Origin of the sequence: Rubrivivax benzoatilyticus JA2 = ATCC BAA-35 (assembly GCF_000190375.1) — a bacterium.
Classification (GTDB): Bacteria; Pseudomonadota; Gammaproteobacteria; order Burkholderiales; family Burkholderiaceae_C; genus Rubrivivax; species Rubrivivax benzoatilyticus.
In genome coordinates, this window is sequence record NZ_AEWG01000055.1 from 1 (window position 1) to 15235 (window position 15235).

General features: G+C 72.2%; 13 protein-coding genes. 3 read left to right on the top strand and 10 right to left on the bottom strand.

The window, feature by feature from the left end; all coding sequences use genetic code 11:
• From RBXJA2T_RS05710 to RBXJA2T_RS05720, 3 genes are all read right to left on the bottom strand, one after another.
• Nucleotides 1-1540: ATP-binding cassette domain-containing protein (locus tag RBXJA2T_RS05710; RefSeq protein WP_009856383.1), on the bottom strand; the 1540-nt coding region annotated here is incomplete at its 3' end.
• On the bottom strand, nt 1537-2607 hold the full coding sequence (locus RBXJA2T_RS05715) for an HlyD family secretion protein (RefSeq protein ID WP_009856384.1): 1071 nt from the start codon (nt 2605-2607) through the stop codon (nt 1537-1539). The genes RBXJA2T_RS05715 and RBXJA2T_RS05710, both read right to left, overlap by 4 nt.
• Nucleotides 2604-4061, bottom strand: coding sequence for an efflux transporter outer membrane subunit (locus tag RBXJA2T_RS05720; RefSeq protein WP_050801741.1), 1458 nt, complete (start codon nt 4059-4061; stop codon nt 2604-2606). The genes RBXJA2T_RS05715 and RBXJA2T_RS05720 overlap by 4 nt, the downstream gene beginning before the upstream one ends.
• An 84-nt stretch (nt 4062-4145) precedes the next feature.
• On the opposite strand from RBXJA2T_RS05720, the gene RBXJA2T_RS05725 reads away from it, so the two are divergent.
• Both RBXJA2T_RS05725 and RBXJA2T_RS05730 read left to right on the top strand, forming a co-directional pair.
• Nucleotides 4146-4790: a TetR/AcrR family transcriptional regulator gene (locus tag RBXJA2T_RS05725; protein ID WP_009856386.1), complete on the top strand. Its 645-nt coding sequence runs from the start codon at nt 4146-4148 to the stop codon at nt 4788-4790.
• 42 nt (nt 4791-4832) lie between these two features.
• Nucleotides 4833-6254, top strand: a complete 1422-nt coding sequence (locus RBXJA2T_RS05730) for a sensor histidine kinase (RefSeq protein WP_009856387.1) — start codon at nt 4833-4835, stop codon at nt 6252-6254.
• 18 nt (nt 6255-6272) lie between these two features.
• On the opposite strand, the gene RBXJA2T_RS05735 is transcribed toward RBXJA2T_RS05730, so the two are convergent.
• The 6 genes from RBXJA2T_RS05735 to RBXJA2T_RS05760 form a co-directional block, all read right to left on the bottom strand.
• Nucleotides 6273-6959 carry a response regulator transcription factor gene (locus RBXJA2T_RS05735; protein ID WP_009856388.1) on the bottom strand — a complete coding sequence of 229 codons (687 nt, stop codon included), beginning with the start codon at nt 6957-6959 and terminating at the stop codon, nt 6273-6275.
• Nucleotides 6960-7045: 86 nt separating this feature from the next.
• Nucleotides 7046-8053, bottom strand: a complete 1008-nt coding sequence (locus RBXJA2T_RS05740; RefSeq protein ID WP_009856389.1) for a class 1 fructose-bisphosphatase — start codon at nt 8051-8053, stop codon at nt 7046-7048.
• A complete protein-coding gene (gene pepN / locus RBXJA2T_RS05745) occupies nt 8050-10710 on the bottom strand; it encodes an aminopeptidase N (RefSeq protein ID WP_009856390.1) in 2661 nt (886 codons plus the stop codon). The genes RBXJA2T_RS05740 and pepN overlap by 4 nt, the downstream gene beginning before the upstream one ends.
• The gene (locus RBXJA2T_RS05750; protein ID WP_009856391.1) at nt 10703-11383 is read right to left on the bottom strand and encodes an HAD family hydrolase; all 681 of its coding nucleotides are present in this window, start codon (nt 11381-11383) and stop codon (nt 10703-10705) included. Before RBXJA2T_RS05750 ends, pepN begins: the two co-directional genes overlap by 8 nt.
• A protein-coding gene (gene prfB, locus RBXJA2T_RS05755) for a peptide chain release factor 2 (RefSeq protein ID WP_138938793.1) occupies nt 11383-12487 on the bottom strand; the annotation gives its coding sequence in 2 pieces (ribosomal slippage) (nt 11383-12405 and nt 12407-12487; 1104 coding nt in all). The genes RBXJA2T_RS05750 and prfB overlap by 1 nt, the downstream gene beginning before the upstream one ends.
• A gap of 46 nt (nt 12488-12533) precedes the next feature.
• Nucleotides 12534-13493 carry an alpha/beta fold hydrolase gene (locus RBXJA2T_RS05760; protein ID WP_009856393.1) on the bottom strand — a complete coding sequence of 320 codons (960 nt, stop codon included), beginning with the start codon at nt 13491-13493 and terminating at the stop codon, nt 12534-12536.
• Nucleotides 13494-13552: 59 nt separating this feature from the next.
• Here RBXJA2T_RS05760 and RBXJA2T_RS05765 point away from each other — a divergent pair, with 59 nt between their 5' ends.
• Nucleotides 13553-14038, top strand: coding sequence for a GNAT family N-acetyltransferase (locus RBXJA2T_RS05765; protein ID WP_009856394.1), 486 nt, complete (start codon nt 13553-13555; stop codon nt 14036-14038).
• Here the strand turns inward: RBXJA2T_RS05765 and RBXJA2T_RS05770 are convergent, their stop codons facing one another.
• The gene (locus RBXJA2T_RS05770) at nt 14039-15160 is read right to left on the bottom strand and encodes an HD-GYP domain-containing protein (protein ID WP_009856395.1); all 1122 of its coding nucleotides are present in this window, start codon (nt 15158-15160) and stop codon (nt 14039-14041) included.
• Between the last annotated feature and the right edge of the window lie 75 nt (nt 15161-15235).

A 15235-nucleotide genomic window follows, 5' to 3' on the forward strand; every position in this document is an offset into this window, starting at 1 on the left:
CGGCGTCACCGCCGCCGGCTTCGCGCAGCCAGGCGATGAAGGCCTGCTCCAGCGTCGCCGCGCCGCGCGCCTCGCGCAGCGCCTGCGGCCGGTCGCTGACGAGCACGCGGCCGGCGTGCATCAGCGAGATGCGGTCGCAGCGCTCGGCCTCGTTCATGAAGTGCGTGGAGATGAAGATCGTCACGCGGTCGCGGCGCGCGAGCTCGATCAGCAGCTCCCAGAAGCGGTCGCGCGCGATCGGGTCGACGCCCGAGGTCGGTTCGTCGAGGATCAGCAGCTCGGGGTGGTGCACCATCGCCACCGCCAGCGACAGGCGCTGGCGCATGCCCAGCGGCAGTGTCTCGGGCAGCGTGTCGGCTTCGGCCTGCAGGTCGAAGCGCTCCAGCATCTCGTCGACCCGCGCGGCGATCGTCTCCTCCGGCATCTGGAACAGCCGCGCGTGCAGCACCAGGTTCTGGCGCACCGTCAGCTCGCCGTAGAGCGAAAACGCCTGCGACATGTAGCCGACGCGCCGGCGCGTGCCGATGTCGGCGGCGTCGACCTCGTGGCCGAAGAGCCAGGCCCGGCCTTCGCTGGCCGGCAGCAGGCCGGTCAGGATCTTCATCGTCGTCGACTTGCCGCAGCCGTTGGAGCCGAGGAAACCGAAGATCTCGCCCCGGCGGATGCGGAAGTCGACGTGGTCGACGGCGGTGAAGTCGCCGAAACGCATCGTCAGGCCCTGGGCCTCGATCGCGATCTCGTCCTCGCCGCCTTCGGCCAGCGGCGGCACCGTGACGGCACGGTGGCCGCGGCGGCGCTCCTCGGGCAGCAGGGCGATGAAAGCCTGTTCCAGCGCCGCGCAGCCGGTGCGCGCGCGCAGCTCGGCCGGCGTGCCGGTGGCCAGCACGCGGCCGCCGTCCATCGCCACCAGCCAGTCGAAACGTTCGGCCTCTTCCATGTAGGCGGTGGCGACGACGACGCTCATCTGCGGCCGGTCGGCGCGCAGCGAGTCGATCAGGTCCCAGAACTGGGCGCGCGACAGCGGGTCGACGCCGGTCGTCGGCTCGTCCAGGATCAGCAGGTCCGGGTCGTGGATCAGCGCGCAGCACAGCGCCAGCTTCTGCTTCATGCCGCCGGAGAGCTTGCCCGCCGGGCGCTCGAGGAAGGGCGCGAGGCCGGTGGCCGCGGTCAGCGAATCGATGCGCCGGCGGCGCTCGTCGGCGCCGTGGCCGAACAGCCGGCCGAAGAACTGCAGGTTCTCCTCGACCGACAGCGTCGGGTAGAGGTTGCGCCCCAGCCCCTGCGGCATGTAGGCGATGCGCGGGCAGGCGGCGCTGCGGTGCGCGGCATCGGCCATGTCGCCGCCCAGCACCTGCAGCCGGCCCTGCTGCAGCGCGCGCGCGCCGGCCACCAGCGACAGCAGGCTGGACTTGCCGACGCCGTCGGGGCCGATCAGCCCGACCCGGCAGCCCGCCGGCAAGGCCAGCGACACGTCGGCCAGCGCCTGCACCGCGCCATAGGCCAGCGTCAGGCCTTCGGCGCGGACGACGGGCTCGGTCACGGCTTGACCTTCAGCGCCAGGTGTTCGGGCCAGGGCTGGGCCGGGTCGGTGCGCACCCAGGCGACACCGGGCAGGCCGGTCTTGACCTGATCGCGGTAGCGCTGCAGCAGCTCAGGCGCGATGCGCGCCTTCACGCGGAACATCATCTTCTGGCGCTCGCTGGCCGTCTCCACCGTCTTCGGCGTGAACTGCGCGGTGCTGGCGACGAAGCTGACCTGCGCCGGGATCACCGCGCCGGGCGCGGCGTCGAGCACGATGCGCACCTCCGAACCCAGCGCCAGCCGGCCGGCGGCGGCCTCGGGCACGAAGAAGGTCATGTAGACGTCGGCCAGGTCGACGAGGTTGAGCACCTTGCCGCCGGCGCCGACCACCTCGCCCGGCTGGGCGACGAGGAACTGCACGCGGCCGGCGCGTGGCGCGACGAGCACCGTGTCGTCGAGTTCGGAGCGGATGCGCGCCACCGTGGCGCGCGCCGCCTCGACGGTCGCCAGCGCGCCGTCGACCTGGGTGCGTGCGGCCGCGGCCGCGGCCTCGGCGGCGGCGACCTGGGCGCGCGCGGCGACCAGCGCCGCCTGCACGCCGCGTACACGCGCGTTGTCGTCGTCGACCTCCTGCGCCGACGACGCGCCTTCGGCCTGCAGCGAAGCCGAACGTTCACGCCGGCGTGTCGCCGCGTCGAGCTCGCTCTCGCGCTGCGCGACCAGGGCCTCGGCGGCGCGCCGGTCGGCTTCGCGCACCGCGACCTGGGCGCGGGCGCTGGCCACCGTGCTCTCGGCCTGCGCCAGCCGCGCCGTCGCCTCGTCGTGCTGGGCCTGCAGCGAACTCGTCTGCATCGTCGCCAGCGGCTGGCCGGCGCGGACGAAATCGCCTTCGGCGACGCTGATGCGTTCCACCCGGCCGGCCATCTTGGCGGCGACGTCGATCTCGGTGGCTTCGAGGCGGCCGTTGCCGGACACCAGGCCGGGCTCGTCGCCGTTGCCACGCGCCTTCAGCGCGAGCACGGCGACCGCGGCCACCACGGCGGCCAGCACGATCCAGGTCGAGTACTTGCGGAGTGCTGCGTTCATGGCGTGAGGTGATCCGGTTCGGAAGAAGGAGTGGCGGCCGTGCCGCCGCCCAGCGCGGCGAACAGCGCGACGCGGGCGGCCAGCGCGCCGCGCCGCGCCTGCACCTCGGCCTGCTGCGCGGCCAGCAGGTCGCGTTCGGCGTCGAGCACGTCGAGGAAGCTGGAGGAGCCGGTGTCCCAGCGCAGCCGCGCCAGCCGGGCGCGTTCGCGCTGCGCGGCGAGCGCGTCGCCGGCGATGAGCACCTGCTCGTCGACCCAGCGGCGCGCCGACAGCGCGTCGGCGACGTCGCGGAACGCCGCCTGCACGCTCTTCTCGTACTGCGCGACGGCGATGTCGCGCCGCGCCTCGGCGAGATCGAGGTTGCGTGCGCGCAGCCCCCAGTCCCACAGCGGCAGCGCGATCGACGGCGTGAACAGCCATTGCCGGCTGCCCGACTCGAACAGCCCCGACAGCTCGGCGCTGGCGCTGCCCCACTGGCCGGTCAGCGTGACCTGCGGGAAGAAGGCGGCCCGCGCCGCGGCGACACTGGCGCGGCTGGCGCGCAACTGGGCCTCGGCGGCGACGAGGTCCGGCCGGCGTTCGAGCAGTGTCGCCGGCAGCCCGGGCGCCAGCGGTGCGAGTGCGGCCAGAGCGTCCAGGCGCGGCAGCGGCTCGGGCAGCACCGGCCTCGCGCCGGCCAGCAGCGCCAGCGCTTCCAGCTGCGCGGCGCGTTCGCGTTCCAGCGTCGCCACCAGCGACTGCGCCTGCGTCAGCAGCGTGCGCACCTGCAGCAGCGTCAGCCTCGAGCTCGAGCCGACCTCGACGCGGCGGCTGGTGATGCGCAGGCTCTCGCGGCGGCTGGCCACCGTCTCGCGTGCCAGCGCCAGGCGTTCGTCCAGCTCGCAGAGGCCGAAGTAGCCGTCGGCGACCTGGGCGACGAGCTGCAGTTCGACGGCGCGGCGTGCGGCCTCGCTGGCCAGCCAGCGTTCACGCGCGCTGTCCGACAGCGCGCGCAGGCGGCCGAAGAGGTCGACTTCCCAGCTCGAGAAGCCGAGGCCGGCGCTCTGCGCGCCGGCCGTGCCGGCCTGGCGCGTCAGGCTCAGGTCGGCCGGCGTGTGGTAGCGGATGCCGCGCGACTGCAGGCCGATCGTCGGCCCTTCGTCGGCGCGCTGCAGCCCATAGCCGGCGGCGGCTTCGTCGACGCGCCGCGCGGCGATGCGCAGGTCGCGGTTGTTCGCCAGCGCCTGGGCGATCAGCGCCTGCAGGCCGGGTTCGGCGAAGTACTCGCGCCAGCCCGGCACGGTGGCGCCGGCGTCGGCGGCGCGAATCACGCCGGGCGGCGCGGCCGGCGGCACCGGCGGTGCGCCGCGGTCGGGTGGTGCGGCGCAGCCGGCGGCCAGTGCGGCGAGCGCCAGCGCGGCCAGTGGCCGGCGCGGCACGCGGCGGGGTACGGCATCCGCCAGGGTTCGGATCATGCGAAGTCCTTCCTCGGAGATGGATCTTAGCGACTCATGAGTCGTTAGTGAACCGTGGCCCTGGCCGCGAGATAACATTGCGCGATGGAACCCGCCCAGGCCCCCGCCAGCGCGCCGCGCCGCCGGCTGTCGCCCGAGGTCCGCGTCCAGCAGATCCTCGACGCGGCGCTGGTGGAGTTTTGTGAACGCGGCTACGGCGACACGCGCATGGACGACATCGCCCGCCGTGCCGGCCTGTCCAAGGGCGGGCTGTACGCGCACTTCGACAGCAAGGACGCGGTGTTCGAGGCGCTGCTGCGGCGTTCGCTGGCGATGCCCTCGCTGGAGGGCATGCCCGAACCCGACGCCCGCGTGCCGACACGCGAGTTCGCGGCCTGGCTGGTGGACCGGCTGTACGCCCAGATCGCCGACCCGGCCGGCCTGCGCGTGCTGTGGCTGATGATCGCCGAGCGCGAGCGTGTCGGCCATCTGCTGGAGCTCTGGGACCGCCAGGTCATCGGCCCGTACGAGGCGGTGCTGCAGCGTGCGCTGGCCGCGCGCGAGGCCGCCGGCGCCACGCCCAGCGTGCTGTCGCGGGCGCCGTGGCTGGCCTTGTCGCCGCTGATCCACGCGACGATGCGCGAGCTCGTCATCCGCGCGCCCGGTGCGGCCGAGATGGCGCAGTGGCGTCAGGCCCACGAGGACCTGCTGGTCGAGCTGCTGGACCCGGCGTCGCGGCTGGCGCGCTGAGCGCCGCGGCGCACCGCCGGGCCGCCCTTATCCTCCGCCGCCATGCTTGCACCGCTGCCGCTGGACGTCGCCACGACCTGGGTGCTGGTCGGACTGATCCACCTCGGCCTGGCGGCCGCGGTCTGGACCGTGCTGACCGGGCGCCACGACCGCCGCAGCACGCTGCTGTGGTGCGCCGGCTCGGCGATGGCCGGCGTGATGATGCTGGTCTACGCCGCGCGCGGGGCGCTGCCGCACCTGCCGGCGATCGTCGCCGCCAACATCTTCGGTTATGCCGGCTTCGCGCTGCGCTGGGCGGCGCTGCACCGTGAACGCGAGCGGCCGCTGCCCTGGGGCACGCTGGCGGCGCTGGTGACGCTGGCCTGCACGGCGGTGCCGCTGCTCGACGCGGTCGACCCACGCTGGCGTGTGCTCGGCAACCTGGCGTTCAACACCCTGGCCTCGCTGGCGCTGTGGCACGAGGCGCGGGCCTTGAGCCGTGCGCGGGCCAGCCGCAGCGCGGCGATGGTGGGCTGGGCCTACGGGGTCGTCGCGCTGCTGCTGCTGGCGCGGCTGGCCGCCGTCTTCAGCGGCCTCGGCGCCAGCCCCAGCCAGCTGGCGACGGCTTTCGACACCGAGCTGCTGCTGCTGGCCTGGATGCTGACGGCGTTGTGGGCCAACCTGGGTTATGTCGGTTTCGCGATCGAGATGGCCGAACGCCGGGCGCGGCTGCGCGGCGCCCAGCTCGCCGAAGTCACCGAGCAACGTGAACTGGCCGAGCAGCAGGCGCAGGCGTTGCGTGCGCTGTCCGACGAGCGCCAGGAGCTGCTGCGCGTGATCTCGCACGAGGTGCGCCAGCCGCTGCACAACGCCCAGGCCGTGCTGCAGGGCGTGGCCGACGCGATGCACGGCGCGGTGCCGGCGGTGCCCGGGCTGGACCGCGCGCGCCGGGTGCTGCGCGAGATCACGCGTTCGCTGGACAACACGCTGGCCGTGTCGACGCGGATGATCGAGGACCGCGCGCCGCCGCTGCGCGACACCGATCTGGACATGCTGGTCGGCCTCGTGCTCGGCGACCTGCCCGAGGAGGAGCGTCCGCGGGTTCGCCTGCAGCGCGACAGCGCCGTGCGCACCGCGGCGATGGACGTCGGGCTGATGCGTCTGGCGCTGCGCAACGTGCTCGCCAACGCGCTGGCCTACGCGACGCCAGGCACGCCGGTGACGCTGCGCATCGTCGACAGCGAGGAGCCGCTGGCGGTGGTCTTCGAGGTTGCCGACGAGGGGCCCGGCATCGCGCCGGCGCTGCTGCCGCGGGTGTTCGAACGCGGCGTGCGCGGCCGCCACGACGTGCACGGCCAGGGGCTGGGGCTGTTCATCGTGCGCCGCGCGCTGCAGTTGCAGGGCGGCACGGCCGAGGTGCGCAGCGATGCTGGCGGCAGCGTCTTCACGCTGACCGTGCCGCAGGGGCAGGAGGACGGCGGCTGACGCGCCGCCGCCAAGGCCTCAAAGCGACTTCAGCGGCGCGCGGAAGACGTAGCCGATGCGCGGCTCGGACTGCAGCGGCACCAGGCTGGTCGAGGCCTTCTCGATGCGCCGGCGCAGACGGTAGATCGTCGCGTGCAGCGTGTTGTCCAGCGTGCTGGTGTTGTCGCGGCCCAGGCGCTGGATCAGCGTGTCGCGTGTCACGACGCCGCCCTCGGCGTCGAGAAAGCAGCGCAGCACCGTGAGGTCGGTGTCGCTCAGCTCGACCCGGGCGCCGTCCGGGGCCTGCAACTGCGCGGCGCGCAGGTCGACGACCCAGCTCTGGTCGCGCTGGCCGCGCATCACGGCGCGGCGCTGCAGCGCGCGGATGACGAGCAGGATCTGCTCCATCGAGACCGGCTTCTCGAGGTACATGTCGGCGCCGGCGTCGACGACGGTGGCGAAGGTCGACGCGCCGACCTTGCCCGAGACGACGAGCACGCCGGCGTCGGTGCGCCGGCGCAGGATGCGGATCAGCTCCTCGCCGACGACGCCGGGCAGCATCAGGTCGATGACGTAGAAGTCCCAGCCGAACGGCGATTCGCTGGCCAGCAGGTCGTTGCTGTCGGCGAACACCCGGACCTCGACCCCCTCGCGGCGCAGGAAGGCGGCGAAGGTGTCGGTGAAGTCGGCGTCGTCGTCGACGAGGGCGATCGTCTTGGGCAGCATGGTCTGGAGGGGCGGGCCGGTGAGCGTCACCGGGAAGTCTAGTGCCCGCCCGATCAGGAATACCTAGAACAGGGGATTGTCAGGCTTCACTCGGTTTGCTGGTGGTAGGCGGTGACGCGGTCGACCTCGTTGCGCGAGCCCAGCATCACCGACACGCGCTCGTGCAGCTTGCACGGCACGACGTCGAGGATGCGCTCGCGGCCGTTGGTCGCCGCGCCGCCGGCCTGCTCGACGAGGAAGGCCATCGGGTTGGCCTCGTAGAGCAGGCGCAGCTTGCCCGGCTTCTCGGGCTCGCGCTGGTCCCACGGGTACATGAAGATGCCGCCGCGCATCAGGATGCGGTGCACGTCGGTGACCATGCTGGCCACCCAGCGCATGTTGAAGTCCTTGCCGCGCGGGCCGGTCTTGCCGGCCAGGCATTCCTCGACGTAGCGGCGCATCGGCGGCGCCCAGTGGCGCATGTTGGACATGTTGATCGCGAATTCCTTCGTGTCCTCGGGAATGCGGATGTCCGACTGCGTCAGCACCCAGGAGCCGGTCTCGCGGTCCAGCGTGAAGGCGACGACGCCGTTGCCCACCGTCAGCACCAGCTGGGTCTGCGGGCCGTAGATGCAGTAGCCGGCCGCGGCCTGGTGCTTGCCGGGCTGCAGGAAGTCGTCCTCGCTGACGCCGCGCGTGTGGCCGACCTTGCGCAGCACGCTGAAGATCGTGCCGATCGAGACGTTGACGTCGATGTTGCTCGAGCCGTCCAGCGGGTCGAACAGCAGCATGTACTCGCCCTGCGGGTAGCGGTTGGGCACGACGTGGATCGAGTCCATCTCCTCGCTGGCCATCGCCGCGAGGTGGCCGCCCCACTCGTTGGCCTCGATCAGCACCTCGTTGCTGATGATGTCCAGCTTCTTCTGCACCTCGCCCTGCACGTTCTCGCTGCTGGCCGAGCCGAGCACGTCGCCGAGCGCGCCCTTGTTGACGGCAATCGCGATGCGCTTGCAGGCGCGTGCGACGACCTCGATCAAGAGGCGCAGCTGGCCCGGGATCATCCCGTGCTCGCGCTGCTGCTCGACGAGGTACTGGGTCAGGCTGACGCGCTTCATTGCTGGGCCTCCAGCGCGCGGCCGAGCACCTCGCGCACGTCGTCGCTGAGGTCGGGCTTGGCGGCCACACGCGCCAGCGCCTCGCGCGCGGCGCTGCGGTAGGGCTCGGCCAGCGCCGTCCAGCGGTCCATCACGCGCGCCAGGCGGGCGGCCAGCTGCGGGTTGATCGGGTCGATCTCCAGCAGGCGCTCGGCCCAGAACACGTAGCCGGCGGCATCGGCGCGGTGGAAGGCGGCCGGGTTGTTCATGCACAGCTGGAAGATCAGGCTGCGTGCGCGGTTCGGGTTCTTCAGCGAGAAGTCCGGGTGCTTGAGCAGGGCCTTGGCGCGCGCGAACGAACGGCCGTGGCCGGCGCCGACCGGCTCGCTGGCCTGGGCCTGCAGCGCGAACCACTTGTCGACGACCAGCGGCTCGCCGCCGGCGATGGCGTGGAAGCGCTCCAGCGCCGGCTCGGCCAGCTCGGAGTGCGAGTGCACCAGCGCGGCCAGCGCGCCGATGCGGTCGGTCATGTTGCTGGCGTCCTTGACACGCTGGTAGGCGCGGCCCGGCCACACCGGGTTGCCGCTGCGCACCGCGTGCAGGCACAGCATGGCGAGCGCCAGGTTGGCGAGCGCGCGGCGGCCGGCCTGGGACGGCGTCGGCGCGTAGCCTTCGTGCACCAGGTTGGCCTCGAAAGCCTCGGCCCAGTCGGCGTGCAGCGTGCTGGCCAGCTGTTCACGGAAGTGCTCGCGCACGGCGTGGATGCGCTGCGGGTCGAAGGTGGCCAACTGCTCGGCGACGTAGCCCTCGCTGGGCAGCGTCAGCGCCAGTTCCTTGAAGGCCGGGTCGAGTGCCGGGTCGCGCAGCACGGTGCGCATCGCCTCGACGAAAGCCTCGTCCAGCGTCACCGGCGCGGCCTGTTCGACCGCCGCCAGCAGGCGCGCCAGCGCCAGGCGCTGGCCGGCTTCCCAGCGGTTGAAGGCGTCGCTGTCATGGGCCAGCAGAGTCAGCAGCTCGGCGTCGCCCAGGCCGTCGTCCAGGATCACCGGCGCGCTGAAGCCGCGCAGCAGCGACGGCACAGGCTCGGCGTCCACGTCCTCGAAGACGAAGCTCTGCTCGGCGCTGTCGAGCACCAGCAGGCGCTCGGCGGCCAGCGTGCGGCCGTCGCGGCCCAGCAGCGCGGCCAGCACCGGGATCACGAAGGGCTGCTTGGTCGGCTGGCCGGGCGAGGGCAGGGCGGACTGGGTGAGCGTCAGCGTGTAGCGGCGGGCTTCGGCGTCGTAGACGCCACGCGCCTTCAGCCGCGGCGTGCCGGCCTGCGAGTACCAGCGCTTGAAGGTCTCCAGCCGCGTGGCGAGCTCGCTGCCGGGGTTGGCGTCGGCGATCGCCTGGGCGAAGTCGTCGCAGGTGACGGCCTGGCCGTCGTGGCGCTCGAAGTACAGCGTGATGCCGCGCTCGAAGCCTTCACGGCCCACCAGCGTCTGCATCATGCGCACGACTTCGGAGCCCTTCTCGTAGACGGTGGCGGTGTAGAAGTTGTCGATCGCGGCGTAGCTGTCCGGGCGCACCGGGTGCGCCATCGCGCCGGCGTCCTCGGGAAACTGGCTGGCGCGCAGCGCACGCACGTCCTCGATGCGCTTGACGGCGCGCGCGGAAGGCGAGCCGGCCATGTCCATCGAGAACTCCTGGTCGCGGAAGACCGTCAGGCCTTCCTTCAGCGACAGCTGGAACCAGTCGCGGCAGGTGATGCGGTTGCCGGTCCAGTTGTGGAAGTACTCGTGGCCGACGACGCTCTCGATGCCGGCGAAGTCGACGTCGGTCGCGGTGGCGGGGCTGGCCAGAACGAACTTCGTGTTGAAGATGTTCAGGCCCTTGTTCTCCATCGCGCCCATGTTGAAGTCCTCGACCGCGACGATCATGAAGCGTTCGAGGTCCAGCGGCAGGCCGAAGCGGGCTTCGTCCCAGACCACCGAGGCCACCAGCGAGGCCATCGCGTGCTCGGTCTTGCCGAGGTCGCCGCGGCGCACGAAGACCTGCAGCAGGTGCTCCTTGCCGGCGCGGGTGCGGATCTTCTGCTCGCGGCAGACGAGATCGGCGGCGACCAGCGCGAACAGGTAGCTGGGCTTGGGGAAGGGGTCGTGCCAGACGGCGAAGTGGCGGCCGCCGTCCAGTTCACCCTGCTCGACGAGGTTGCCGTTGGACAGCAGCACCGGGTACTTCTTCTTGTCGGCGCGCAGCGTCACCGTGTAGACCGCCATCACGTCGGGACGGTCGAGGAAGTAGGTGATGCGGCGGAAACCCTCGGCCTCGCACTGCGTGAAGAAGCCGCCGCCCGAGGTGTACAGGCCCGACAGCTGGGTGTTCTTCTCGGGGCTGCAGGTGTTGCGGATCTCGAGCACGAACTGCTCGCCGGCCGGCGGGTTGTCGATGACGAGCAGCTTGTCCTCGTGGCGGAACGAGACGCTCTCGCCGGCGGCCATCACGCGCAGCACGGTGATGTCCTCGCCGTGCAGCTTCAGCGGCTGCGGCTCGGCGGCCGGGTTGCGCTCGATGTGCAGCTTGCTCGAGACGATGGTCTTGACGGGGTCCAGGTCGAAGCAGAGCTCGACCTTGCGGATCCAGTACGCCGGGGCGGCGTAGTCCTGGCGGTGCACGACGGTGGCGGGGCCTTCACGCATGGTGGGGTTCTCGCGGGATGAAAGTGGTCGGGTCGACGCCAACGAAATCGGGAATCGTGGCGAGGAGGTTCGGATGGCCGTCGAAGGCGCTCGGCGGCAGGGTGGTGGCCAGCGCCACGGCGTCCATGCCGGCGCGGCGCGCGGCTTCGACGCCCAGCGGCGCGTCCTCGAAGACGAGGCAGTCGGCCGCGGCGACGCCCAGGCGGCGCGCGGCCTCGACGAAGATGTCCGGGTGCGGCTTGCCGCGCAGGCCGTCGGCGGGGCTGGCGACGGTGTCGACGAGGCGGTCCAGGCCGAAACGCTCGAAGACGATCCGCAGGTTGGCCGCCGGCGACGCGGTGCAGACGGCGAGCTTGAAGCCCGCCGCGCGCGCCTGCTGCAGAAAGGCCTGGGCGCCGGCGACGTACTGCAGCGCGCCGGCCGCGGCTTCGCGGTACAGCGCTTCCTTGCGTTCGGCCAGCGCCGCGCGTTCGGCCGCCGGCATCGCCGGGAACAGGCCCGAGAGGACCTCGTCGTTGGCGCGGCCGGCCGTGGCCTGGAAGAAGCCGGCGTCGTCGAACGGCAGGCCCAGCTCCGCGTGCCAGCGGCCCCAGGCCTGCTGGTGGATCGGCATGCTGTCGATCAGCGTGCCGTCCATGTCCAGCAGCAGCGCGGCGTAGCGGCGCGCCGCCATCACAGGCCCTGCTTCAGGCTGGCCTCGATGAACGGGTCGAGGTCGCCGTCGAGGACCTTCTGCGTGTTGCTGATCTCCACGCCGGTGCGCAGGTCCTTGATGCGGCTCTGGTCGAGCACGTAGCTGCGGATCTGGTGGCCCCAGCCGACGTCGGTCTTGCTGTCCTCGAGCTTCTGCTGCGCTTCCATCTGCTTGCGCATCTCGTGCTCGTAGAGCCGGCTGCGCAGCATGGCCCAGGCCTCGTCGCGGTTGCGGTGCTGCGAACGGTCGTTCTGGCACTGCACGACGATGCCGGTCGGGATGTGCGTCAGGCGCACCGCCGAGTCGGTCTTGTTGATGTGCTGGCCGCCCGCGCCCGAGGCGCGGAAGGTGTCGGTGCGCACGTCCGCCGGGTTGATCTCGATCTCGATCGAGTCGTCGACCTCGGGGTAGACGAAGAGGCTGGCGAAGCTGGTGTGGCGCCCGCCCGCGGAGTCGAACGGGCTCTTGCGCACCAGGCGGTGCACGCCGGTCTCGGTGCGCAGGTGGCCGAAGGCGTAGTCACCCTCGATCTTCAGCGTCGCGCTGCGGATGCCGGCCACGTCGCCTTCGGTCTCTTCCATGACCTCGGCCTTGAAGCCCTTCTTCTCGCAGTACTTCAGGTACTGGCGCAGCAGCATGCTGGCCCAGTCGCAGGCTTCGGTGCCGCCGGCGCCGGCCTGGATGTCGATGAAGCAGTTGCTCGGGTCCGCCGGGTTGGCGAACATGCGGCGGAACTCCAGCCGCTCGACGATCTCGCGCAGCGCGTGGGCCTCGGCCTCGATCGCGGCGATGCCGTCGAAGTCCTCGTCGGCCTTCGACATCTCGTAGAGCTCGAGGTTGTCGGACAGGTTGCTGGCGAGGTGGTCGATCGTGCCGACGACGTCTTCCAGCGACTTCTTCTCGCGCCCCAGTTCCTGGGCGCGCTTGGGTTCGTTCCAGACGCTGGGGTTCTCCAGCGCGGCATTGACTTCGTTCAGCCGCAGAGCTTTGCGGTCGTAGTCAAAGATACCCCCGGAGCTGCTCGGTGCGGGCACTCAGGTCGGCGAGCAGCGTGCCGATCGAGTTGATGTGTTCGATGTCCATGTGTCTTCTTGGGTTTGGCGCCCAGCGGGCGCAAACAGCCATTTTCTCATGCCGATGTGCACAGGCACGCATCGGGATCTGCCGGAGATCCCCCGAGGAACGAGACCAGCCGCCGCGCCAGCGCCTCGGGCTGGTCGTGGTGCACCATGTGGCCGCAGGGCGCGAGACGCTCGCGTTCCAGCCGCGGCACGACGGCCAGGCGGGACTCGAAGTCCGCGCGCGGGTAACGGTGGCCCCACCAGGTCTCGAACTCGCCGCGGTCGCCTTCGACGAAGAGCAACGGCGAGGTGATGCGGCGCCAGGTCGCGACGGCCTCCTCGCGCCGGTACAGCACCGGGTTGACGCGTTTGTGCGCCGAGTCGGCGAGCAGCCGCCGGCGGCCCTCGGGCGTCGGCGCCGACCACTGCGTCGCCAGCCAGGCCGCCTTGTCGGCGGGCAGCAGCGGGTTGTTCTTCCTCAGCCGCGCGGCGACCTCGGCGCTGTCGGCGTAGTCGCGCAGCAGCGGCGGTGTCTTCAGCTCGTCGAGCCACTGCACGAGGCGCGCCGGTGCGTCCTCGGGCGTGGTCGCCGGCAGGCCGTAGCCTTCCAGGTTGACGAGCCGGCGCACGCGCTGCGGGCGCAGCGCGGCATAGCTCATCGCGACGTTGCCGCCCATGCTGTGGCCGAGCAGGTCGACGGCGCCGTCGGGCGCCAGCGCGTCGAGCAGCGCGTCGAGGTCGGCCAGGTAGTCGGGGAACCAGTAGGTGTCGGTCGGCGGCGCCTCGGTCAGGCCGAAGCCGCGCCAGTCGGGCGCGAACACCTGGCGCTCGATGCCGTCGGCCTCGGCCAGCGCGTCGACCAGAAACTGGAACGACGCGCCGCAGTCCATCCAGCCGTGCAGCAGCACCAGCGGCCGCGTGCCGGCCGGCGCGCTGTCGCCCCAGCGGCGGACGTGGCAGCGCAGGCCGCGCAGCGCGACGGTCTCGGCAGCGGGCAGGCGGCGTGGCGTGTAGCAGGCGGTGTCCATGCGGCCGATGCTAGGCGCCGCGCGGCCGGCGCGCCGGTCCTGCACGCGACAATGCCGCCATGACCACGCCCGCCTTCTCCCTGCGCCCGGCCGAGCGGCGCGACCTGCCGGCCATCACCGCGCTGATCCGCGAACTCGCCGAGTTCGAACGTCTGTCCCACGTCTGCCAGGCCACGCCGGAGGCGCTGGAGCCGCATCTGTTCGGCGAACGCCCGGTGGCCGAGGCGGTCGTCGCCGAAGGCGGCGGCGAGGTCATCGGCTTCGCGCTGTTCTTCACCAACTTCTCGACCTTCATGGCCCGGCCCGGGCTGTACCTGGAGGACCTGTACGTGCAGCCGGCCTGGCGCGGCCACGGCATCGGCCAGGCGCTGCTGGAGCACCTGGGCGCGCTGGCGGTCGAGCGCGGCTGCGGCCGCTTCGAGTGGAGCGTGCTCGACTGGAACGAGAACGCGATCGGCTTCTACCGCCGCATGGGCGCGACGGTGCTGCCCGACTGGCGCATCTGCCGCGTCAGCGGCGAGGCGCTGCAGCGCTTCGCGCGCTGATCAGGCCAGCGCCAGCTGCATCAGCTCGTCGGCCGTGAACTCGCGGCCGAAGGCGTGGTCGCCGACGACGCCGGAGACCGTGTGCACACGTTCGGCGGTGTCGACACGCAGCGGCGCCGGCAGCGCCCGGCCGCCGGGGCCGATCAGGCAGGCGACGATCGGTGTCGCCACCGTCGGCCCGCGGCCGACGACGACGCCCAGCGCGCCCGACACCAGGCGCACGAAGCAGCCCGGCGGGTAGATGCCGAACTCCTTGACCAGCGCCAGCGTCATCGGGTGGCCGGGATCCTGCATGAACATCTGGCGCCCGGCGATGTCGGCGGCGAGCGCGCCGCGGTGGCCACGTGCGGCGAGCTTGGCGGTGTAGGTGTCCACGCGCCGCACCAGCGAGGCGATCTCGCCGACCTCGGTGGTGCCGGTCGGGTAGCCGCTGCCGTCCTCGGCCTCGTGGTGGCGCTCGACGGCCTGCAGCCAGTGGCGGTCGGTGATGCCGGCCTGCTCCAGCATCTCGCGCCCGCGCAGCGGGTGGCGCAGCAGCGCCGCGTGCTGCGCCGGCGTCAGCGGCGTGCGCTGCTCGGCGAGTTCGCCCTGCAGCTCGAGCATCGCCAGGTTCATCGTCAGCGCGACCTTGAACGTGCGTTCGAGCGCCTCGGCGTCCCAGTGCAGCCGGCGCGCGACGAGGTAGGCGGTGATCGCCGCGCCGACCGAGCGCCGCACGCCGTAGGCCGCGCGGTCGCCGCCTTCCTGGCGCAGCACCTGGAAGATCGCCAGGTCAGGGTCGCGTTCGATCAGCGCCAGCACCGGCTGCGCGGCGCCGTCCAGCGCATCGCGAAAACCCGGCGCCGGCGTGGCCTGCAGCACCTCGGCGACGCGGCCCAGGCCGTCGCGCCAGAAGCTCGGCAGCTGCTCACGCGGCAGCTGCGCCAGGCGTTCGCGGTCGCCTAGCAGCTCGGTCAGGTCGACGAGCGCGCCGCGTTCGAGCAGCGCCTGCAGCTGCGCCGGGGTCGCGACGCGGTGGCCGCGCGCCAGCAGCAGCGTGAGGTCGGCATTGCGCACGTTGAAGGGCAGCGGCTGGCCGACCTGGATGCGGTGCGCGACGGTGGCGAGAGCGGTGTAGGACATGGGGGTCCGGTGTGTTCTTCGGCCGCGGCACTGACGGGCAGCCTGGGCCTGCTCTGGAGGCATTTCGGCGCCGCG